Source organism: Pandoraea eparura (genome assembly GCF_902459725.1).
Taxonomy (GTDB): Bacteria; Pseudomonadota; Gammaproteobacteria; order Burkholderiales; family Burkholderiaceae; genus Pandoraea; species Pandoraea eparura.
The window spans coordinates 258,015-275,444 of the sequence record NZ_CABPSH010000004.1 but is presented as its reverse complement, the minus strand read 5'-3'; the positions used below and the strand labels follow the sequence as shown (position 1 = coordinate 275,444).

The 17,430-nt window shown below is 64.4% G+C and carries 17 protein-coding genes; 4 read left to right on the top strand and 13 right to left on the bottom strand.

Going from position 1 to position 17,430, the window contains the following annotated elements; translation table 11 throughout:
- Positions 1-11: 11 nt before the first annotated feature.
- A complete protein-coding gene (gene lysS / locus PEP31012_RS11935) occupies positions 12-1,556 on the top strand; it encodes a lysine--tRNA ligase (protein WP_150589548.1) in 1,545 nt (514 codons plus the stop codon).
- Between the two features lie 32 nt (positions 1,557-1,588).
- On the opposite strand, the gene PEP31012_RS11930 is transcribed toward lysS, so the two are convergent.
- Positions 1,589-2,191, bottom strand: a complete 603-nt coding sequence (locus PEP31012_RS11930; RefSeq protein WP_150589547.1) for a hypothetical protein — start codon at positions 2,189-2,191, stop codon at positions 1,589-1,591.
- A 376-nt stretch (positions 2,192-2,567) separates the two neighbouring features.
- On the opposite strand from PEP31012_RS11930, the gene PEP31012_RS11925 reads away from it, so the two are divergent.
- Positions 2,568-3,269: a glycine zipper 2TM domain-containing protein gene (locus PEP31012_RS11925; protein ID WP_150589546.1), complete on the top strand. Its 702-nt coding sequence runs from the start codon at positions 2,568-2,570 to the stop codon at positions 3,267-3,269.
- A gap of 124 nt (positions 3,270-3,393) precedes the next feature.
- Here the strand turns inward: PEP31012_RS11925 and iscX are convergent, their stop codons facing one another.
- The 12 genes from iscX to uvrB form a co-directional block, all read right to left on the bottom strand.
- A complete protein-coding gene (gene iscX, locus PEP31012_RS11920) occupies positions 3,394-3,585 on the bottom strand; it encodes a Fe-S cluster assembly protein IscX (RefSeq protein ID WP_017234969.1) in 192 nt (63 codons plus the stop codon).
- A gap of 53 nt (positions 3,586-3,638) precedes the next feature.
- On the bottom strand, positions 3,639-3,980 hold the full coding sequence (fdx, locus tag PEP31012_RS11915; RefSeq protein ID WP_130025554.1) for an ISC system 2Fe-2S type ferredoxin: 342 nt from the start codon (positions 3,978-3,980) through the stop codon (positions 3,639-3,641).
- Between the two features lie 23 nt (positions 3,981-4,003).
- Positions 4,004-5,881, bottom strand: coding sequence for a Fe-S protein assembly chaperone HscA (gene hscA / locus PEP31012_RS11910; protein ID WP_150589545.1), 1,878 nt, complete (start codon positions 5,879-5,881; stop codon positions 4,004-4,006).
- Positions 5,882-5,967: 86 nt separating this feature from the next.
- Positions 5,968-6,498: a Fe-S protein assembly co-chaperone HscB gene (gene hscB, locus PEP31012_RS11905; RefSeq protein WP_150589544.1), complete on the bottom strand. Its 531-nt coding sequence runs from the start codon at positions 6,496-6,498 to the stop codon at positions 5,968-5,970.
- Between the two features lie 213 nt (positions 6,499-6,711).
- Entirely contained in the window at positions 6,712-6,957 is a 246-nt protein-coding gene (locus PEP31012_RS11900; RefSeq protein WP_150589543.1) for a DUF3565 domain-containing protein, read from the bottom strand.
- Complete coding sequence (gene iscA, locus PEP31012_RS11895) at positions 6,923-7,246, bottom strand: iron-sulfur cluster assembly protein IscA (RefSeq protein ID WP_150589542.1); 324 nt, start codon at positions 7,244-7,246, stop codon at positions 6,923-6,925. The genes PEP31012_RS11900 and iscA overlap by 35 nt, the downstream gene beginning before the upstream one ends.
- A 31-nt stretch (positions 7,247-7,277) precedes the next feature.
- A complete protein-coding gene (gene iscU, locus PEP31012_RS11890) occupies positions 7,278-7,685 on the bottom strand; it encodes a Fe-S cluster assembly scaffold IscU (protein WP_017234964.1) in 408 nt (135 codons plus the stop codon).
- An 18-nt stretch (positions 7,686-7,703) separates the two neighbouring features.
- The gene (locus PEP31012_RS11885; RefSeq protein WP_150589541.1) at positions 7,704-8,927 is read right to left on the bottom strand and encodes an IscS subfamily cysteine desulfurase; all 1,224 of its coding nucleotides are present in this window, start codon (positions 8,925-8,927) and stop codon (positions 7,704-7,706) included.
- 32 nt (positions 8,928-8,959) lie between these two features.
- Complete coding sequence (gene iscR / locus PEP31012_RS11880; protein ID WP_150589540.1) at positions 8,960-9,487, bottom strand: Fe-S cluster assembly transcriptional regulator IscR; 528 nt, start codon at positions 9,485-9,487, stop codon at positions 8,960-8,962.
- Between the two features lie 116 nt (positions 9,488-9,603).
- Positions 9,604-11,712, bottom strand: coding sequence for a site-specific recombinase (locus PEP31012_RS11875; protein ID WP_150589539.1), 2,109 nt, complete (start codon positions 11,710-11,712; stop codon positions 9,604-9,606).
- Between the two features lie 78 nt (positions 11,713-11,790).
- A complete protein-coding gene (locus PEP31012_RS11870; protein WP_174978223.1) occupies positions 11,791-12,267 on the bottom strand; it encodes a low molecular weight protein-tyrosine-phosphatase in 477 nt (158 codons plus the stop codon).
- The gene (gene uvrB / locus PEP31012_RS11865; RefSeq protein WP_150589537.1) at positions 12,267-14,351 is read right to left on the bottom strand and encodes an excinuclease ABC subunit UvrB; all 2,085 of its coding nucleotides are present in this window, start codon (positions 14,349-14,351) and stop codon (positions 12,267-12,269) included. The genes PEP31012_RS11870 and uvrB overlap by 1 nt, the downstream gene beginning before the upstream one ends.
- Positions 14,352-14,670: 319 nt before the next feature.
- On the opposite strand from uvrB, the gene PEP31012_RS11860 reads away from it, so the two are divergent.
- The gene (locus tag PEP31012_RS11860) at positions 14,671-15,870 is read left to right on the top strand and encodes an amino acid aminotransferase (protein WP_150589536.1); all 1,200 of its coding nucleotides are present in this window, start codon (positions 14,671-14,673) and stop codon (positions 15,868-15,870) included.
- Between the two features lie 243 nt (positions 15,871-16,113).
- The gene (locus tag PEP31012_RS11855; protein WP_150589535.1) at positions 16,114-17,355 is read left to right on the top strand and encodes a polyhydroxyalkanoate depolymerase; all 1,242 of its coding nucleotides are present in this window, start codon (positions 16,114-16,116) and stop codon (positions 17,353-17,355) included.
- The last annotated feature ends 75 nt before the right edge of the window (positions 17,356-17,430 follow it).

The window sequence follows — 17,430 nt, the reverse complement described above, 5'->3', positions numbered from 1 at the left end:
TCGCTCGCATCATGACCGATCAAAATACTCCGGCCCACACGGGCACCCCGGCTGGCGACCTGCCGCACGACGACAACAAGCTCATCGCGGAGCGTCGCGAGAAACTGCAGGCGCTGCGTGCCAGCGGCGTAGCGTTCCCGAACGACTTCCGTCCCGAGCAGCACGCCGGCGACCTGCAGGCGCGCTACCAGGATGTGGCGAATGAAGCGCTCGAAGCCGAGCCCGTTCCCGTGTCCGTGGCCGGTCGCATGATGCTCAAGCGTGTGATGGGCAAGGCCGCCTTCGCCACCGTGCAGGACGGCAGCGGTCAGATCCAGTTCTTCATCAGCACTACCGACGTCGGCGCCGATGCCATGACCGCCTTCAAGGGCTGGGACATCGGCGACATCATCGCTGCGAACGGCACGCTGTTCCGCACGCGCACCGGCGAACTGTCGGTCAAGGTGACGGAGCTGCGTCTGCTCGCCAAGGCGCTGCGCCCGCTGCCGGACAAGTTTCACGGCCTGTCCGACCAGGAAACGAAGTATCGCCAGCGCTACGTCGACCTGATCACCTCGCCCGAGACGCGCACCACGTTCCGCGCCCGCGCGAAGGCCATCGCCTCGATGCGCAAGTACATGACGGACGCCGACTTCATGGAAGTCGAGACGCCGATGCTGCACCCGATTCCGGGCGGCGCCGCGGCCAAGCCGTTCATCACGCACCACAACGCGCTCGACATGCAGATGTATCTGCGTATCGCGCCGGAGCTGTATCTGAAGCGCCTGATCGTCGGCGGCTTCGAGCGTGTGTTCGAGATCAACCGCAACTTCCGCAATGAAGGCGTGTCGCCGCGCCACAATCCGGAATTCACGATGATGGAGTTCTACGCGGCCTATACGGACTACCGTTGGCTGATGGACTTCACCGAAGCGCTGATCCGCAACGCAGCGGTCGACGCGCGCGGCACCGCGACCATCGAATACCAGGGCCGCGAACTGGATCTGTCAAAGCCGTTCCACCGCCTGACGATCGTCGAAGCGATCCGCAAGTACGCGCCCGAGTACACCGACGCGCAACTGGCCGATATCGAATTCGTGCGCGGTGCGCTGGGCAAGTACGGCGTGAAGGTCGACGCACCGCAGTTCAAGAACGCCGGCCTTGGCGCGCTGCAACTGGCACTGTTCGAAGAGACGGCCGAGAGTCAGTTGTGGGAGCCGACCTTCATCGTCGACTATCCGGTGGAAGTCTCGCCGCTTGCGCGCGAATCGGATACCGTGCCGGGCATCACCGAGCGCTTCGAGTTGTTCATCACCGGCCGCGAGATCGCGAACGGCTTCTCGGAGTTGAACGATCCGGAAGACCAGGCCGCACGCTTTCGCGCGCAGGTCGAGCAGAAGGACGCGGGCGATGAAGAGGCCATGTACTACGACGCTGATTACATTCGCGCGCTCGAGTACGGCATGCCCCCGACGGGCGGCTGCGGTATCGGCATCGATCGGCTGATCATGCTGCTCACCGACAGCCCGAACATTCGCGACGTGCTGCTGTTCCCGCACCTGCGTCGCGAAGACTGAGCCGGGTAGCCGGCATAAGCGACTCGGAAGGCTCAGAAGGCCGGAACGCCGCGATAGGCGGACGGCCACTCCCCATCGAGCCGCAGCCAACTGCGGGCGATGGGGAGAATCGCACCGCTCGACGCCCCCTCGACCAATTGCCGCAGCGCCAGCGACGACAGCGTCTTGGCGTCGGTCGGAAACGCGAGCAGCAGCGTGCGATTGACGGCGACGGCCGCAAAGTCCGTCACCTCGAAATGCTCGACCATCGACTGGTAGAGATTTCCCAGCACCAGGCCCCCGGCTGGTGCCATCCAATTGCCGCGACAACCAGCGATCGGTGTGCCGTCGTCGAGCCGCGCAATGCCGAACTCGAAGTGACGCGCCGTCCATGCGCGCGAGAGGTTGGATGCGGCTTGCGTAAAGGCTTCCTCGAACGTCAGGCCGGCCGCACATAGATCCTCGCGCTGCAGCCGGCGCAACCCAGCCGGACCGTCGAACACGAGCGTCACGAAGACATCGTCGGAAAACGGCTCGCTGACCTCCCCTTGCGGATCGTGCGCGTCGACCCACGCGCGTTGCACCACGTACGGATAGAGACGCGAGTGGCTTGAGGCGTCGAGCGGGGTGTCCAGCGGCGGCAGCGTATCGATCATGGCGTGGGGTCGCGTCGGCGAGAAGGAGGACGTTGACGGGCAATGCGCGCCATTATGCGCGCGCCTTCCCTGCATGCCCAGCATACGCATCGCCCGCTCGCCGTCTGGCGCAACTTGTTTCATTTGTTAGGACAACCGGGCGCGAGCATGGTGCATGCGCGCCGCCAAACAACAAAAAATTCCATATCTTTCATTGACTTAGAAAGATATCGAAGGACACTCACCCTGCGCCGCCGCGATGCAGACCTTACATCGCGTTACACAATGAAACGGATGATGCGCTTGCCATGGCGGAGACTTGTCTCATGCGAAACCTCCCGTGCACGCCAGCACGCCGAAAGGAGGTCGCGACAACCGCACGATGGAGAAAAACCACATGGATAACGATCTGCAACCGCGCCGCATGCATCCGCTGGTCGCTGCCGCCGCCGGCAGCATCGTGGTCGTCAGCCTGCTCGGCGTTGCCGCCATCACAGGCGTGCTCCCTGTCGCCAAGAGCACCGACGGCCCCACACCGATCGTCGATCATTCGCAGTACGCGCTGACGTCGACGCCACAGCCGTCGTCCAGCGCCATGCGCAGCCCGCAAACGTCAGAGGCACAACAAGCCCCGCAGCAGGCACAGTACACGCCACAGCAAGCGCAATACGCGTCGCAGCGGGCGCCGGCACAACGGGCCCCTGCCCCGCAGCCGTCCTATGCGCAATCGTCGGCAGCCCCGGCACAGCGCCAGGCTGCAACGTGCTCGACCTGCGGCACCGTGCAGTCGGTGGAACCGATCAGCACGCAAGGCCAGGCCTCGGGCCTGGGTGCCGTCGGCGGTGCCGTGGCCGGGGGGTTGCTCGGCAACCAGTTCGGCGCGGGTAACGGCCGCACGGCGATGACGGTGGTCGGCGCACTGGGCGGCGGCCTGGCCGGCAACGAAGTCGAGAAGCGCGTTCGCGCCGAGACCGTGTATCGCGTCTACGTGCGCATGGATACCGGCAAGACGCGTTACTGGACGTATCAATCGGCACCCGGTGTGCAGCCGGGCGATCGTGTGCGGCTCGAAAACAACGGGCTGGTGCGCGCCGGATAAGCCCCCCCCGTTCGGGCCGCGACTGGCCTCGCGTTAACGCAAAAGCCGCTCGTCAGGAGCGGCTTTTGCGTCTGCGGCAGCGTCGCGCGCCAGGCGCGATCCGTCGATTCGTCGATTCGTCGGGTCAGACCTCGTCGATCCACGCCATCTGGATCGCTTCGAGCACCTTCTCACCGGCACGGTCGGGCGCGTCGTCGAAGCCGTCGAGCGCCATCACCCATTGATGCAGGTCGGTAAAGCGCACGTATTGCGGGTCGATGTCGGGATGTGCCTCGGTAAGGGCAATCGCGATGTCCTGAATGTCGGTCCATTTCATGGGCAGGGTCCTCTTCTTCTCACGTGTCGCCACGCAACGCCAAACGGCGCCGCTCAGTGGCTTTCCTTGGCGTGGTTGATCGTGTACTTCGGAATCTCGACGACCAGATCGGTGTCGGCGGGCATCTTCGCCTGGCACGACAGGCGCGACGTCGGCTCCAGGCCCCAGGCCTTGTCGAGCAGATCCTCTTCCTCGTCTTCGGCCGGCTCCAGTGCCTCGAAGCCCTCGCGCACGATCACGTGGCACGTAGTACACGCGCACGACAACTCGCACGCGTGTTCGATTTCAATGCCGTTGTCCAGCAACGCTCTGCACACGGTGGTTCCCGTCGGAACGTCCAGCACCGCGCCTTCAGGACACAGCTCGACGTGAGGCAATACAACGATTTGAGGCATGACTTTGGCTTTCCGTGTGTGTCTTACAGTTTGTCGATGTCCGCCACGCGCCGGCCGGCCAGCGCTGCGCGGATGCTCTTGTCCATGCGGCGTGCGGCAAACGCATCGGTCGCGTGCGAGAGCGTTTCGGTCGCCGTCTTGATGGCGAGTTGATCGTCACCGGACGCCTTCTGGCGCAAGTCGTCCAGCAAGCCGTCGATCTGCGCGCGCTCGTCGGCGTCGAGCAGTTCCGGATCGGCCTGCAAGGCGCTGTCGATCGCCACCAGCAAACGCTCGGCTTCCACCTGCTGCTCACGCAGCGCACGCGCACGCATGTCCGCCTCGGCCGCGCCAAAGCTGTCTTGCAGCATGCGCGAGATATCGTCGTCCGCCAGGCCGTACGACGGCTTGACTTCGATGGAGGCCGCCACGCCCGAGTGCAACTCCTGCGCGGAGACCGAGAGCAGCCCATCCGCATCGACCTGGTACGTCACGCGAATACGCGCCGCGCCGGCGGTCATCGGCGGAATGCCGCGCAACTCGAACCGGGCCAGCGACCGGCAATCGGACGCCAGCTCACGCTCGCCTTGCAGCACATGAACGGCCATCGCCGTCTGGCCGTCCTTGAATGTGGTGAACTCCTGCGCGCGCGCCACAGGAATCGTGGCGTTGCGCGGAATGATCTTCTCGACGAGGCCGCCCATCGTCTCGACCCCGAGCGACAGCGGAATCACGTCGAGCAGCAGCCAGTCGTCGCCTTCGGCCTGATTGCCGGCCAGCAGGTTGGCCTGCACGGCGGCGCCGAGCGCGACCACCTGATCCGGGTCGAGATCGGTCAGCGGTTCGCGACCGAAGAAGCTCGCCACGGCCTCGCGCACTTGCGGCATGCGCGTCGCCCCGCCAACGAGCACGACGCCCTTGACGTCTTCCGGGCCCATGCCGGCATCGCGCAGCGCCTTGCGCATCGGGCCGATCGTGCGTTGCACGAGGGGCGCGCCCAGCGCCGTGAATTGCTCGCGCGTGAGGGTCAGCGCGAGCGTGCGCTCACCGGACAGCGTGAGGCCGATCGTCGTTTGCGCGGCGTCGGTCAACGCTTCCTTGGCGGTGCGCGCGTGATCGAGCAAGCCACGCACGTCTTCAGGCGTGAGCGAGGCCGCGTCAAGACCGGCCGCCGCCACCGCCCAGCGATAGATCGCCTGATCGAAGTCGTCGCCGCCGAGCGCGGAATCGCCACCCGCCGCAAGCACTTCGAACACGCCCTTTGTCAGGCGCAGGATCGAGATGTCGAAGGTGCCGCCGCCCAGATCGTAGACGGCGTAAAGCCCTTCCGCGGCATTGTCGAGACCGTAGGCGATCGCGGCCGCCGTCGGCTCGTTGAGCAGACGCAGCACGTTCAGGCCGGCCAGACGCGCGGCGTCCTTGGTGGCCTGACGCTGCGCGTCGTCGAAATATGCGGGCACGGTGATCACCGCGCCCACCAGATCGTCGCCGAGCGTGTCTTCGGCGCGCTGACGCAACGTGGCGAGGATTTCGGCGGACACTTCCACCGGGCTCTTGACGCCACCCGCGGTCGTCATCTGCACCATGCCCGGCGCGTCGACGAAATCGTACGGCGCGTTGTCGGCATGGGCGACATCGGCCAGGCCCCGGCCCATGAAGCGCTTGACGGAGACGATGGTGTTGCGCGGATCGCTGGCGGCGGCCGCACGGGCGTCGTAGCCAATCTGGGTACGGGGACCGCCCAGATAGCGCACGACGGACGGCAGCAGCACGCGGCCCTGTTCGTCCGGGAGCACTTCAGCGACGCCACTACGGACGGAGGCCACGAGCGAATGCGTCGTGCCCAGGTCGATGCCCACGGCCAGTCGCCGCTGGTGCGGCGCGGGGGACATGCCGGGTTCGGAAATTTGCAGAAGGGCCATGACTTTGCAATGCGGGCGACGCGCTCGCGCGGGCGCCCTGTTCTCAAGCAGTTCTCAATGACATGTGACGGCGCCGCACCGGGCCGTCACGCGTTTTCCAGCATTTCGATGCGCTGCGCAATGTCTTCGTCGGCGCGCGCAATGAACATCAGTTGCCGCACAGCTTCGGCGGCGGGTTGCCATGCCTGACTCTCGAGCCAGTCGCCCAGCTTGGCGAGCCGCACGCGACGATCGTCGCGCAACGACTTGGCGAGGGCCTCCAGGGCGCCGATATTGCGCGCGTCCACGGCGTCGTCGATGGCTTCGCGCCACTCCATCTGCTGCATCAGGAAATCGGGGGCCATCGCGGTGTTATTCTCCGCGCCCACATCGATGCCCTGGAGCGTGAGCAGATACGTCGCGCGCTGCAGCGGATCGCGCAGCGTGCGGTAGGCGGCGTTCGCCTGCGCGGCCCATTGCATGGCCACGCGGCGCTCGGCATCGCTCGCACTCGCGAATCGATCCGGATGCACGCGCGATTGCACGGCCCGGTAGGCCGCGTCGAGCGCGTCGCTGTCGAGCGTGAAGCGCTGCGGCAGATCGAACAGCGTGAAGTAGTTCTCAGTCAATGCACTCATCGCGCACTCATCATCCATCTCGGGCGTCGATGCAGAGGACGTCGCGCCATTCGCGCCATGCCATCCGCCTTCGGCCCGTAAAAAAAGCGGCTCGCGCCGCCTGGTTGCCTACGCTGCTGCTGGGCTGCCGAACCGTCCGCCGATTCGACGACCTATCGACCTATCGCTCCCATCCTGCGGCCACGTCTGCCGCCGCCGAGCGGGGCGAGCGCCTCACGCATCGGGCGGCTCGCCGCGTTCACATTTGCGGCAGCGCAACAGCGTGCCGAGCATCGCGTCGCGGCCCGCCTCGCTTTGCGTCCATGTCCGGATCTGCCACGGGGGAAGATGCCGGACATGTTGCCCGTGCCCGCACGCCAGACGCGCGACCCATTGGCCTTCGTCGTCCTGCCGGAACCCGACGATCGCGCGCAACGGCGCGGCGTCAGATGCGGAACGACTCGCCGCAGCCGCACTCATCCTTGACGTTCGGATTGTTGAAGCGAAATCCTTCGTTCAAGCCTTCGCGTGCGAAGTCCAACTCGGTGCCGTCGATATACGGCAGACTCTTCGGATCGACGATCACCTTCACGCCGTGGCTCTCGAAGACCGTGTCCTCGCCCGCCACTTCGTCGGCGTATTCCAGCTTGTAGGCCAGGCCCGAGCAGCCGGTCGTCTTCACGCCCAGCCGCAGGCCCACGCCCTTGCCGCGCCGCGTCAGATAACGCGAAACGTGCTGCGCGGCCTTCTCGGTCAAAGTAATGGCCATGGTTGCCTGATTCCTTTATCCGTCGTGCCGATCACGCAGCCTTGGCCGGCTCGGCCGTCTGGCCGTGCTTCTGCTTGTAGTCGGCCACGGCCGCCTTGATGGCGTCTTCGGCCAGGATCGAGCAGTGAATCTTCACCGGCGGCAGCGCCAGTTCCTGCGCGATTTGGGTGTTCTTGATATCGAGCGCCTGATCGAGCGTCTTGCCCTTGACCCACTCGGTGACCAGCGACGACGAGGCAATCGCCGACCCGCAGCCGTAGGTCTTGAACTTGGCGTCTTCGATCACGCCGGCTTCGTTCACGCGAATCTGCAGCTTCATGACGTCGCCGCACGCCGGTGCGCCGACCATGCCCGTGCCGACGGCGTCATCGCCCTTTTCGAACGAACCGACGTTGCGCGGGTTTTCGTAGTGATCCAGAACTTCCTTGCTGTACGACATGGCTAACTCCTTGAATGCTCAGTGTGCGGCCCACTGGATCGAATTCAGATCGACCCCGTCCTTGTACATTTCCCACAGCGGCGAGAGATCGCGCAGCTTGCCGATCTTGGCCTTGAGCAGGTCGATTACGTAGTCGACTTCCTGCTCGGTCGTGAAACGACCCACGGTGAAGCGAATCGAGCTGTGCGCCAGTTCGTCGTTGCGACCCAGGGCACGCAATACGTACGAAGGCTCCAGCGAGGCCGACGTGCACGCCGAACCCGACGACACCGCGACATCCTTGATCGCCATGATCAGCGACTCGCCCTCGACAAAATTGAAGCTGATGTTCAGGTTGTGCGGCACACGCTTTTCCATGTCGCCGTTCACATACACTTCTTCCATTTCCGTCAGACCGCGCAGCAGGCGATCGCGCAGCATGCGCACGCGCTCGTTTTCGGTCGCCATCTCTTCACGCGCCAGACGGAACGCCTCGCCCATACCCACAATCTGGTGCGTGGCGAGCGTGCCCGAGCGCATGCCGCGCTCGTGACCGCCGCCGTGAATCTGTGCCTCGATACGCACGCGCGGCTTGCGACGCACATACAGTGCGCCGATGCCCTTCGGGCCATACGTCTTGTGCGCCGAGAACGACATCAGGTCGACCTTCAGCTTGGCCAGGTCGATGGGCATCTTGCCGGTGGCCTGTGCGGCGTCGACGTGGAAGATGATGCCCTTTTCGCGGCAGATCTCACCGATCGTCTCGATGTCCTGGATCACGCCGATCTCGTTGTTCACGGCCATGACCGACACGAGGATCGTGTCCGGACGCAGCGCGGCCTTGAAGACGTCCAGATCGAGCAGACCGTCGTCCTTGACGTCCAGATACGTGACTTCGAAGCCTTCGCGCTCCAGCTCGCGCGTCGTGTCGAGCACCGCCTTGTGCTCGGTCTTCACCGTGATCAGGTGCTTGCCCTTGCCTTGGTAGAAGTGCGCCGCGCCCTTGATGGCGAGGTTGTTCGACTCGGTGGCGCCCGACGTCCAGACGATTTCGCGCGGATCGGCGTTCACCAGCTTGGCCACTTCCTCGCGCGCCTCTTCCACGGCCTGCTCGGCAGCCCAGCCGAACGAGTGGCTGCGCGACGCCGGGTTGCCGAACTGCTCGCGCAGGTACGGCAACATCTTGTCCACGACGCGCGGGTCAATCGGCGTCGTGGCGCTGTAATCCATGTAGATGGGGAGGTTGAGGGTGTCGTTTTTCATGGGGTGCTCCAGGATCGTGCCGTGGCGCCAGTTTAGGAACGGGCCATATCGAAGACCGAATTGGGAATGCGCGTGGCAATGGTCTGGTTGGGAGTGCCGGACTCGCGCGTGTCGCGCAGCACGGCCTGCTGGGCCTGCTTGCTGCGCTGCTGCTCGACGAGGTCGCGCAGCGAAACCGAATCGAGATACTCGACCATCTTCTGGTTGAGCGTCGCCCACAGCTCGTGCGTCATGCAGTGGCCGCGATGGCCGTCCTGGCCCTTCTCGCAATTGCCCTTGCTGCCGCACTGCGTGGCGTCCAGCGGTTCGTCGACCGCGATAATGATGTCCGCGACCGTCACCTCTTCCGCGCGACGCGCCAGGCTGTAGCCGCCGCCCGGCCCGCGCACGCTCTCCACGATCTCGTGGCGGCGCAACTTGCCGAACAACTGTTCCAGGTAAGAGAGGGAAATCCGCTGACGCTGACTAATGCCCGCAAGCGTCACGGGACCCGCGTCCTGGCGCATGGCCAGGTCGATCATCGCCGTGACGGCGAAACGGCCTTTCGTGGTAAGTCTCATGATGATGCTGGGGATTAATCTCGACTATTTTCGTCAAGTATAAATTCCCTACGATTTCAGTCAAGTACTTCTGGCCCATTTTTTGCGAAAGTTCCCTCGCCCGCTTGGGAAATTTGTTAATTTTCGGGACGCGCCTTCGCCTGCGGGGGGCGCAGGGGGAACAGCAGCACCAGAGGATTGCGCAGCACGGCGCGCCAGAGGGCACGGTGGATTTGCCGGCGGTCGCCCAATCGCAGGGGACGCGATCTGAGCGCCATGTGGAAGGCTAACGCAAAACTCACGCCGACGTTGAGCAGCGCCATCGACCCGACGCCAGCAACGGCCAGCCATAGCGCCGGATCGCGCAGCACCGGCATGCCCAGCACGCCGATCGACGTTGCGATCGAGCCGGTCGACAGCGTCACGTGACGCACCTCGAACGGCAACGCGAACGCCGTGAGCACCGCCGGCACGAGTCCCAGCATGAAGCCGAGCGTCAGATTCCCGAGCACTGGCGCGATGTGGCGGCGGCACGCGTCCGCCAGCCGTGCCGCCCCACTGCGGCCGAGGACGAAGCGCAGGCGCCGGTTGTACGCCAGGACATCCCCGATGCCGTGCAGCGCGAACCAGTTGTCGGCCCAGCCCGAAATCAGGCTGGAGAACCACAACAGCACCGCCGTCATGGCCGCAAACACGGGGGTGACGCCCAGAATCGAGAACGACGTCAGCGTCGCGTGCGCCTTTTCGGGCGGGATCGTGTTCATGCCGAGCGCCGCCGACACTGTCCACTGCACCAGCAGGCAGAACGGGAACACCACCGCCAGATTGCCGAAGATGGCGGCCGCTTGCGTACGCACGAGCGCAATGACTTCGCCCACGAAGGCATCCATGCCGGCAGGTGTATCGACATCGTCGAGCTTGCGGGCAATGGCCGGCGCCGTCATGGCCGGCTGCTTGGTCGCGAGCGTGAAATGGCAGAAGTGCATGAAGAGGAAGCAGAGCGCGTAGTTCGCCCCGGCCAGGAAGCCCTCCACGACGGTCGGCAGGTGCGCGCCAGCAATCAGGAATTTGACGTAGACGGTCACCACCGTCACCAGCCCGCCGCCGCACGCCATCTTCAACATGGTGAAGTATTCGCTGCGGTTGCGGGCGATGTAATGCTCGCCCGTCTCGGCGCTGCGCTCGACGACCTTGCGCGCGAGCAACCCGAACGACGTGCGCGCCAACTCACCCACGCTCTGGCTTGCCCGGTTCGCGCGCACCAGGTCGGCGAGGAGCCGCACCCGCGCCGCGGTGCGATCGCCGCGCTCGCCGTGCGTCAGCCACGCTTCGAGCAGACGCTCGAGCCGACGGATCCGCGCCTTGGTGCGCTCGACCTGAAACACGATGTCCACGCTCACGCCGTTCTCGTCCAGGTGGGCATAGACCTGACGCGCCGCGCGCGCGCAGTCGTCGATCAGCGCGCGGAACACGTTGATCTGCTGCACGAAGGGCTGCGACGGCGGGGCGCCGCGCGCAAACGCCTGCCCGGCCGATTCGAGCGCCTGCATGGCGCGTCCGAGCTGGTAGAACGGCGATTCGGTGGCGCGCGGATACGTCAGACGCGAGCGCACCGCCTGCGACAGCCCGGTCGAGGCAATCTGGTCGACGAGGTGGTGCATCGCCACGAGCAAGTCTTCGCCGAACGGGTTCCAGTCGGCGTTGTCATCCGCCTCCTCGCCCTCATGCAACAGCGCGATGAGGTCGGCCAGCAATTCCGGTGGCATGGCGGCGATCCAGTCGGCGGCGTCGCCATCGGGAAACATCAGCGAGCACAGCGCCGAGAGATCGCGCCGCGTCGGCGGTGGCGGGATCAGCGCCGTCTCGATACGCTCGACCAGCGCGCCCCAGAATCCCGGGCGCACCGGCATGCCGGTATCGCACAGCAGTGAAATGGCGTCGCTCTCGGCGACGACGCTGCGCAACGTGCGCGCCACCGGAAGTCGCCATGCGGGGTTGCGCTCGAGCATCTGCAATAGATAGCGCAGCCGCGTGTGCGGGCGATAGCGTGCCGCCTCCCCGGCTCCGCGTGTCTCGTTGACGAGCGCGCCGCGCTTTTGCACCCAGTGCGCCAATTCGATCAGCCATTGGTTTCGGACAGCCAGCGGCGCCGCCGGATCGGCGTGCGCGAGCAGTTCGTCGAGTTGATGGCCGGCGTGACGCGAAGCGCGCCATTTACGCCAATACGAAATGAGCGAGTTGAACATCGATGGCAAACGGGGTGGAAAGAAAGGAGAGAAGCACAGTACTACAGGATCTACCGCGCCAACCGGCTTTGCCGAACGTCAGCGGTGCTTTTCCAGATGCGCCAGCAGGCCGTCGAGCCCGTCTTCGATATAGTCGAGCACGGTCTCGAAGCCTTGCGCACCGCCGTAATACGGGTCGGGCACTTCGGTGGCGTCGTGCCGCGTCGCGAAGTCCATCAGACGCACGATCTTGTGACGATACTCAACCGGGCAGCGCGCCATGAGTTCGGCAACATTGGCATCATCCATCGCCACGATCCATTCGAAGCGCACGAAGTCGTCGGCCTCGACGCGGCGCGCGCGCAGGGCGCTCAGGTCATAGCCGCGCCGCTCGGCAGCGGCCTGCGTGCGTTCATCTGGCGCGTGACCGAGGTGATAGCTGTGCGTGCCCGCCGAATCGACGGCGATCGCGTCCGCGAGCCCAGCCGTGGCCAGCCGGTGACGAAAGATGCCATCCGCGCTTGGGGAGCGGCAAATATTGCCCATGCACACAAAAAGAACCGATGTCGCTCTCATCATTTCGGCCCCAATTCCGCCTCGCTCGCCCCATCGGTGCCGAACACCAGCGCCTTGACGTGCAGCAACTGGTCGCGCACCTTGGCGGCCTTCTCGAACTCCAGGTTGCGGGCATGCTCCTGCATCTGCTTCTCGAGCTTCTTGATCTCGCGCGCCAGTTGCTTTTCCGACATGTCCTGGTAGTGCGCCTGCTCCTTGGCTTCAGCCAGTTCCGCCTTGGCGTCCTGCGGGTCGTAGACACCGTCGATGATGTCCTTGATCCGCTTCTTCACGCCCTGCGGCACGATGCCGTGCGCCTCGTTGTGCGCCATCTGCTTGGCACGGCGACGCTCCGTCTCCCCGATCGCGCGCGTCATCGAATCGGTCATCTTGTCCCCATAGAGGACGGCCGTCCCGTTGACGTTACGTGCCGCACGCCCGATCGTCTGAATCAATGATCGCTCGGAACGCAGAAACCCCTCCTTGTCCGCATCGAGGATCGCCACGAGCGACACCTCGGGAATATCCAGCCCCTCGCGCAGCAAGTTGATCCCGACCAGCACGTCGAACGCGCCCAGACGCAGGTCGCGGATGATCTCCACGCGCTCGACGGTATCGATGTCGCTGTGCAGATAGCGGACCTTCACGCCGTTATCCGACAGATAGTCGGTCAACTGCTCGGACATGCGCTTGGTGAGCGTGGTCACGAGCACGCGCTCTCCCACGGCCACGCGCTTGTTGATCTCGCTCAGCACATCGTCGACCTGCGTCTGGGCCGGACGCACGATAATGATCGGGTCGATCAATCCGGTCGGACGCACCACCTGCTCCACCACCTGCCCGGTGCGCTTTGCCTCGTAATCGGCAGGCGTCGCCGACACGAAGATCGCCTGGCGCATCTTGCGTTCATATTCCGCAAACTTGAGCGGACGGTTATCGAGCGCCGACGGCAGGCGGAAGCCGTAGTTGACGAGGTTTTCCTTGCGCGCCCGGTCGCCGTTGTACATGCCGTTGAACTGCCCGATAAGGACGTGCGATTCGTCGAGAAACATCAACGCATCGGGCGGCAGGTAGTCGACGAGGGTCGGCGGCGGCTCGCCCGGCGCCGCACCTGACAGATGCCGCGAGTAATTCTCGATGCCCTTGCAGAACCCCAGCTCCTGCAGCATCTCCAGATCGAAACGCGTGCGCTGCTCAAGGCGCTGCGCCTCGACCAGCTTCCCTTCCTTGTAGAAAAAGTCGAGGCGCTCGCGCAACTCGTCCTTGATCGTCTCGATGGCGCGCAGCACCGTGTCGCGCGGCGTCACGTAGTGCGACGACGGATAGACCGTGAAGCGCGGCACCTTCTGTCGGACTCGTCCCGTGAGCGGATCGAACAGTTGCAGCGTATCGACTTCGTCGTCGAACAGGTCCACGCGCAACGCCAGTTCGGCGTGTTCCGCGGGGAAGATGTCGATGGTGTCGCCGCGCACGCGGAACGTGCCGCGACCGAAGTCGGTTTCGTTGCGCGTGTACTGCATCGCGATCAGGCGCGCGATGATCTCGCGCTGCCCAAGCTTGTCGCCCTGCCGCACGGTCAGAATCATCCGATGATATTCGCTCGGATTGCCGATACCGTAGATCGCCGAGACGGTCGCCACGATCACCACATCCCGCCGCTCCAGCAGGCTCTTCGTCGCCGACAGACGCATCTGCTCGATGTGTTCGTTGACGGACGAATCCTTCTCGATGAAGAGATCGCGCTGCGGAACGTAGGCTTCCGGCTGGTAATAGTCGTAGTACGAGACGAAGTACTCCACCGCATTGCGCGGGAAGAACTCGCGGAATTCCGAGTAGAGCTGCGCGGCGAGCGTCTTGTTGGGAGCGAACACGATGGCCGGGCGGCCAAGGCGCGCGATGACATTCGCCATCGTGAACGTCTTGCCGGAGCCGGTCACGCCAAGCAAGGTCTGGAAGGCTAGCCCGTCCTCCACGCCCTCGGTCAACTGGGCGATGGCCGTCGGCTGATCACCAGCCGCGGGGAACGGGCAGTAGAGCTGATAGGGCGAGTCCGGAAACGTCAGGAACTTGCTTTCGTCGAGATCGTTGTCAGCCGCAGGAGTCATGGCAAGCGCGCAAGCATGTGGGACGTAATCGAGCATTCTAGCGCGTCGGACGATTCCCTGAGTCCCATCGGTGACAGCCGGTCGGGCATCGGCGACAGGGGCACCCGATGCGCCGCCCCACCGCTCCCCGCCTCGGCAATGTCGTCAAATTCTGGCAATCCGTGGCAGTTTTCGTGCCGAAATAGCACGATTTCGCGCGGTGCGGCCGGTGTTTCCCACAAGCGCGGGGAATCTTCGCTAAAATATCGCGTTGCGCTGGTCGCGCGTCGAATACCGCCGATCCGCCGCGTTTTCCCACTACCTGCCTCGAGCCGTCGAAATGACCCTGTTCTCCGCTGTCGAACTCGCCCCGCGCGACCCCATCCTTGGCCTGAACGAAGCCTACAACGCCGATCACCGCACCGAGAAAGTGAACCTGGGCGTGGGCGTGTACTTCAATGCGGAAGGCAAACTGCCGCTGCTCAAGGCCGTGAAGGCAGCCGAAGAACAACGCGTGGCCGCCGGTCTGCCGCGCGGCTATCTGCCGATCGAAGGCATTGCCGCCTATGACAAGGCCGTGCAGGAAATGCTGTTCGGCAAGGAATCGCCCGTGCTGGCCGAAGGCCGCGTGGTCACCGCGCAAGCCCTGGGCGGCACCGGTGCGCTCAAGATCGGCGCCGACTTCCTCAAGCAACTGAACCCGAACGCCACCGTGGCCATCAGCGACCCGAGCTGGGAAAACCACCGCGCGCTGTTCATGCAGGCCGGCTTCAATGTCGTCTCGTACCCGTACTACGACGCCGAAACGCACGGCGTGAACCTGACGGGCATGCTCGACATGCTCGGCAAGGAACCCGAAGGCACCATCGTCGTGCTGCACGCCTGCTGCCACAACCCGACCGGCGTCGACCTGTCGATGGACCAGTGGGCGCAAGTCGTCGAGGTCGTGAAGGCCCGCAAGCTGGTGCCGTTCCTCGACATCGCCTATCAAGGTTTCGGTGACGGCATCGACGCCGACGCCGCCGTGGTGCGCCTGTTCGCCACCGCCGGCCTGGACTTTTTCGTGTCGAGCTCGTTCTCGAAGTCGTTCTCGCTGTATGGCGAGCGCGTGGGCGCCCTGTCGATCGTGACGGGCAGCAAGGACGAGTCGGCGCGCGTGCTCTCGCAGCTCAAGCGCGTGATCCGCACCAACTACTCGAACCCGCCGACGCACGGCGGCTCGGTCGTCGCCGCCGTGCTGGGCAGCGCCGAACTGCGCGCCCTGTGGGAAGAGGAACTGGCGGAAATGCGTGAGCGCATCCGCGCCATGCGTCTCGCCCTGGTCGAGAAGCTGCGTGCGCATGGCGTGGAACGCGATTTCTCGTTCGTGATCAAGCAACGCGGCATGTTCTCTTATTCGGGCCTCACCGCCGACCAGGTTGAACGCCTGCGCGAAGAATTCGGTATCTACGCCGTGAGCACGGGCCGTATCTGCGTGGCAGCGCTCAACGACAAGAACATCGACCGCGTCGCTTCGGCCATCGCCCAAGTGCTGCGCTAAGCGCCCTAAGCGCCCTAAGCGTCTCAAGCGTCTCAAGCGTCATCGATGACGAGCCCGCCACCCGGCGGGCTTTTTTTCGTCCCAAATTGTTGCAGTGCAGCAACGATAATTGAAAACAATTGTCAAAATAGTCAAAACCTATGGGCAAGATTCCAAAATCCGATATATCAGGGTTATGCTGCGTTGCACAGCCGCGATAAACGGTTGCATAATTCCCCAATCATCCGGGTCAGGGCACACAACATGCTGTATCAGATTCATGAGTACAACCGTGCGTGGTTGAATCCCCTCACCACCTGGGCCAAGGCGGCGGCGACCACGTTCGTCAACCCGGGCAGCCTGCTGGCCATGATGCCGGGCGCCCCACGTATCGCCGCGGGATACGAGCTGCTCTACCGGCTCGGCAAGGACTACGAAAAGCCCGAGTTCGATATCAAGGCCGTCAACGTCGACGGCCATAATATTCCGGTCGTGGAAATGACGGCGATGGAAAAGCCGTTCTGTCGCCTGCTTCGCTTCAAGCGTTACGCCGACGACGCCAGCGCCGTCGGGCAGCTCAAGGACGACCCTGTCGTGCTCGTGGTCGCGCCGCTCTCCGGTCACCACGCCACCTTGCTGCGCGACACGGTCGCCACGCTGCTCAAGGATCACAAGGTCTACATCACCGACTGGGTCGATGCCCGCATGGTGCCGCTCGAGGCCGGCGCGTTCCATCTGGACGACTACGTCGCCTACATCCAGGAATTCATTCGCCACATCGGCGCGGAAAACCTGCATGTCATCTCGGTGTGCCAGCCGACCGTGCCGGTGCTCGGGGCGATCTCGCTGATGGCATCGAATGGCGAAACGACGCCCAAGACCATGACGATGATGGGCGGCCCGATCGACGCGCGCAAGAGCCCGACGTCGGTCAACTCGCTCGCGACGAACAAGTCGTACGAGTGGTTCGAGAATCACGTGATCCACCCGGTGCCCGCCAACTATCCGGGCTCGGGGCGGCTGGTCTACCCGGGCTTCCTGCAGCATGCCGGGTTCGTGGCGATGAATCCCGACCGTCACCTGACTTCGCACTGGGACTTCTATCTGGATCTGGTACGCGGCGACAACGACGACGCTGACTCGCACCGTCGTTTCTACGACGAGTACAACGCGGTGCTCGACATGGCCGCCGAGTACTACCTCGATACGATCAAGACCGTTTTCCAGGACTTCAGCCTTGCGCGCGGCACGTGGGATGTGGCCGGCCAGCGGGTTCGTCCGCAAGACATCAAAACCACGGCGCTCTTCACCATCGAGGGTGAGTTGGACGACATCTCGGGCAGCGGTCAGACGCAAGCCGCACATGAGCTGTGCATCGGCATCCCCGCCAAGCACCGGGCGCATTTCACCGCCCCGGCGTGCGGTCATTACGGTATCTTCTCCGGCAGCCGCTGGCGCAACGTGATCTATCCGCAGATTCGCGACTTCATCGCCAAGCACGCCTGAACCGGCGCCGGTTACGCGAACCAAGATGACAAAACCGCCGCGGGGCTTCGGCCCACGCGGCGGTTTTGTTTTGAC

Bases quoted from the DNA above. Each gene is read 5' to 3' on its own strand.
- lysS (WP_150589548.1), top strand. From the start codon at position 12: ATGACCGATCAAAATACTCCGGCCCACACGGGCACCCCGGCTGGCGAC.
- PEP31012_RS11930 (WP_150589547.1), bottom strand. From the start codon at position 2,191: ATGATCGATACGCTGCCGCCGCTGGACACCCCGCTCGACGCCTCAAGC.
- PEP31012_RS11925 (WP_150589546.1), top strand. From the start codon at position 2,568: ATGGATAACGATCTGCAACCGCGCCGCATGCATCCGCTGGTCGCTGCC.
- iscX (WP_017234969.1), bottom strand. From the start codon at position 3,585: ATGAAATGGACCGACATTCAGGACATCGCGATTGCCCTTACCGAGGCA.
- fdx (WP_130025554.1), bottom strand. From the start codon at position 3,980: ATGCCTCAAATCGTTGTATTGCCTCACGTCGAGCTGTGTCCTGAAGGC.
- hscA (WP_150589545.1), bottom strand. From the start codon at position 5,881: ATGGCCCTTCTGCAAATTTCCGAACCCGGCATGTCCCCCGCGCCGCAC.
- hscB (WP_150589544.1), bottom strand. From the start codon at position 6,498: ATGAGTGCATTGACTGAGAACTACTTCACGCTGTTCGATCTGCCGCAG.
- PEP31012_RS11900 (WP_150589543.1), bottom strand. From the start codon at position 6,957: ATGAGTGCGGCTGCGGCGAGTCGTTCCGCATCTGACGCCGCGCCGTTG.
- iscA (WP_150589542.1), bottom strand. From the start codon at position 7,246: ATGGCCATTACTTTGACCGAGAAGGCCGCGCAGCACGTTTCGCGTTAT.
- iscU (WP_017234964.1), bottom strand. From the start codon at position 7,685: ATGTCGTACAGCAAGGAAGTTCTGGATCACTACGAAAACCCGCGCAAC.
- PEP31012_RS11885 (WP_150589541.1), bottom strand. From the start codon at position 8,927: ATGAAAAACGACACCCTCAACCTCCCCATCTACATGGATTACAGCGCC.
- iscR (WP_150589540.1), bottom strand. From the start codon at position 9,487: ATGAGACTTACCACGAAAGGCCGTTTCGCCGTCACGGCGATGATCGAC.
- PEP31012_RS11875 (WP_150589539.1), bottom strand. From the start codon at position 11,712: ATGTTCAACTCGCTCATTTCGTATTGGCGTAAATGGCGCGCTTCGCGT.
- PEP31012_RS11870 (WP_174978223.1), bottom strand. From the start codon at position 12,267: ATGAGAGCGACATCGGTTCTTTTTGTGTGCATGGGCAATATTTGCCGC.
- uvrB (WP_150589537.1), bottom strand. From the start codon at position 14,351: ATGACTCCTGCGGCTGACAACGATCTCGACGAAAGCAAGTTCCTGACG.
- PEP31012_RS11860 (WP_150589536.1), top strand. From the start codon at position 14,671: ATGACCCTGTTCTCCGCTGTCGAACTCGCCCCGCGCGACCCCATCCTT.
- PEP31012_RS11855 (WP_150589535.1), top strand. From the start codon at position 16,114: ATGCTGTATCAGATTCATGAGTACAACCGTGCGTGGTTGAATCCCCTC.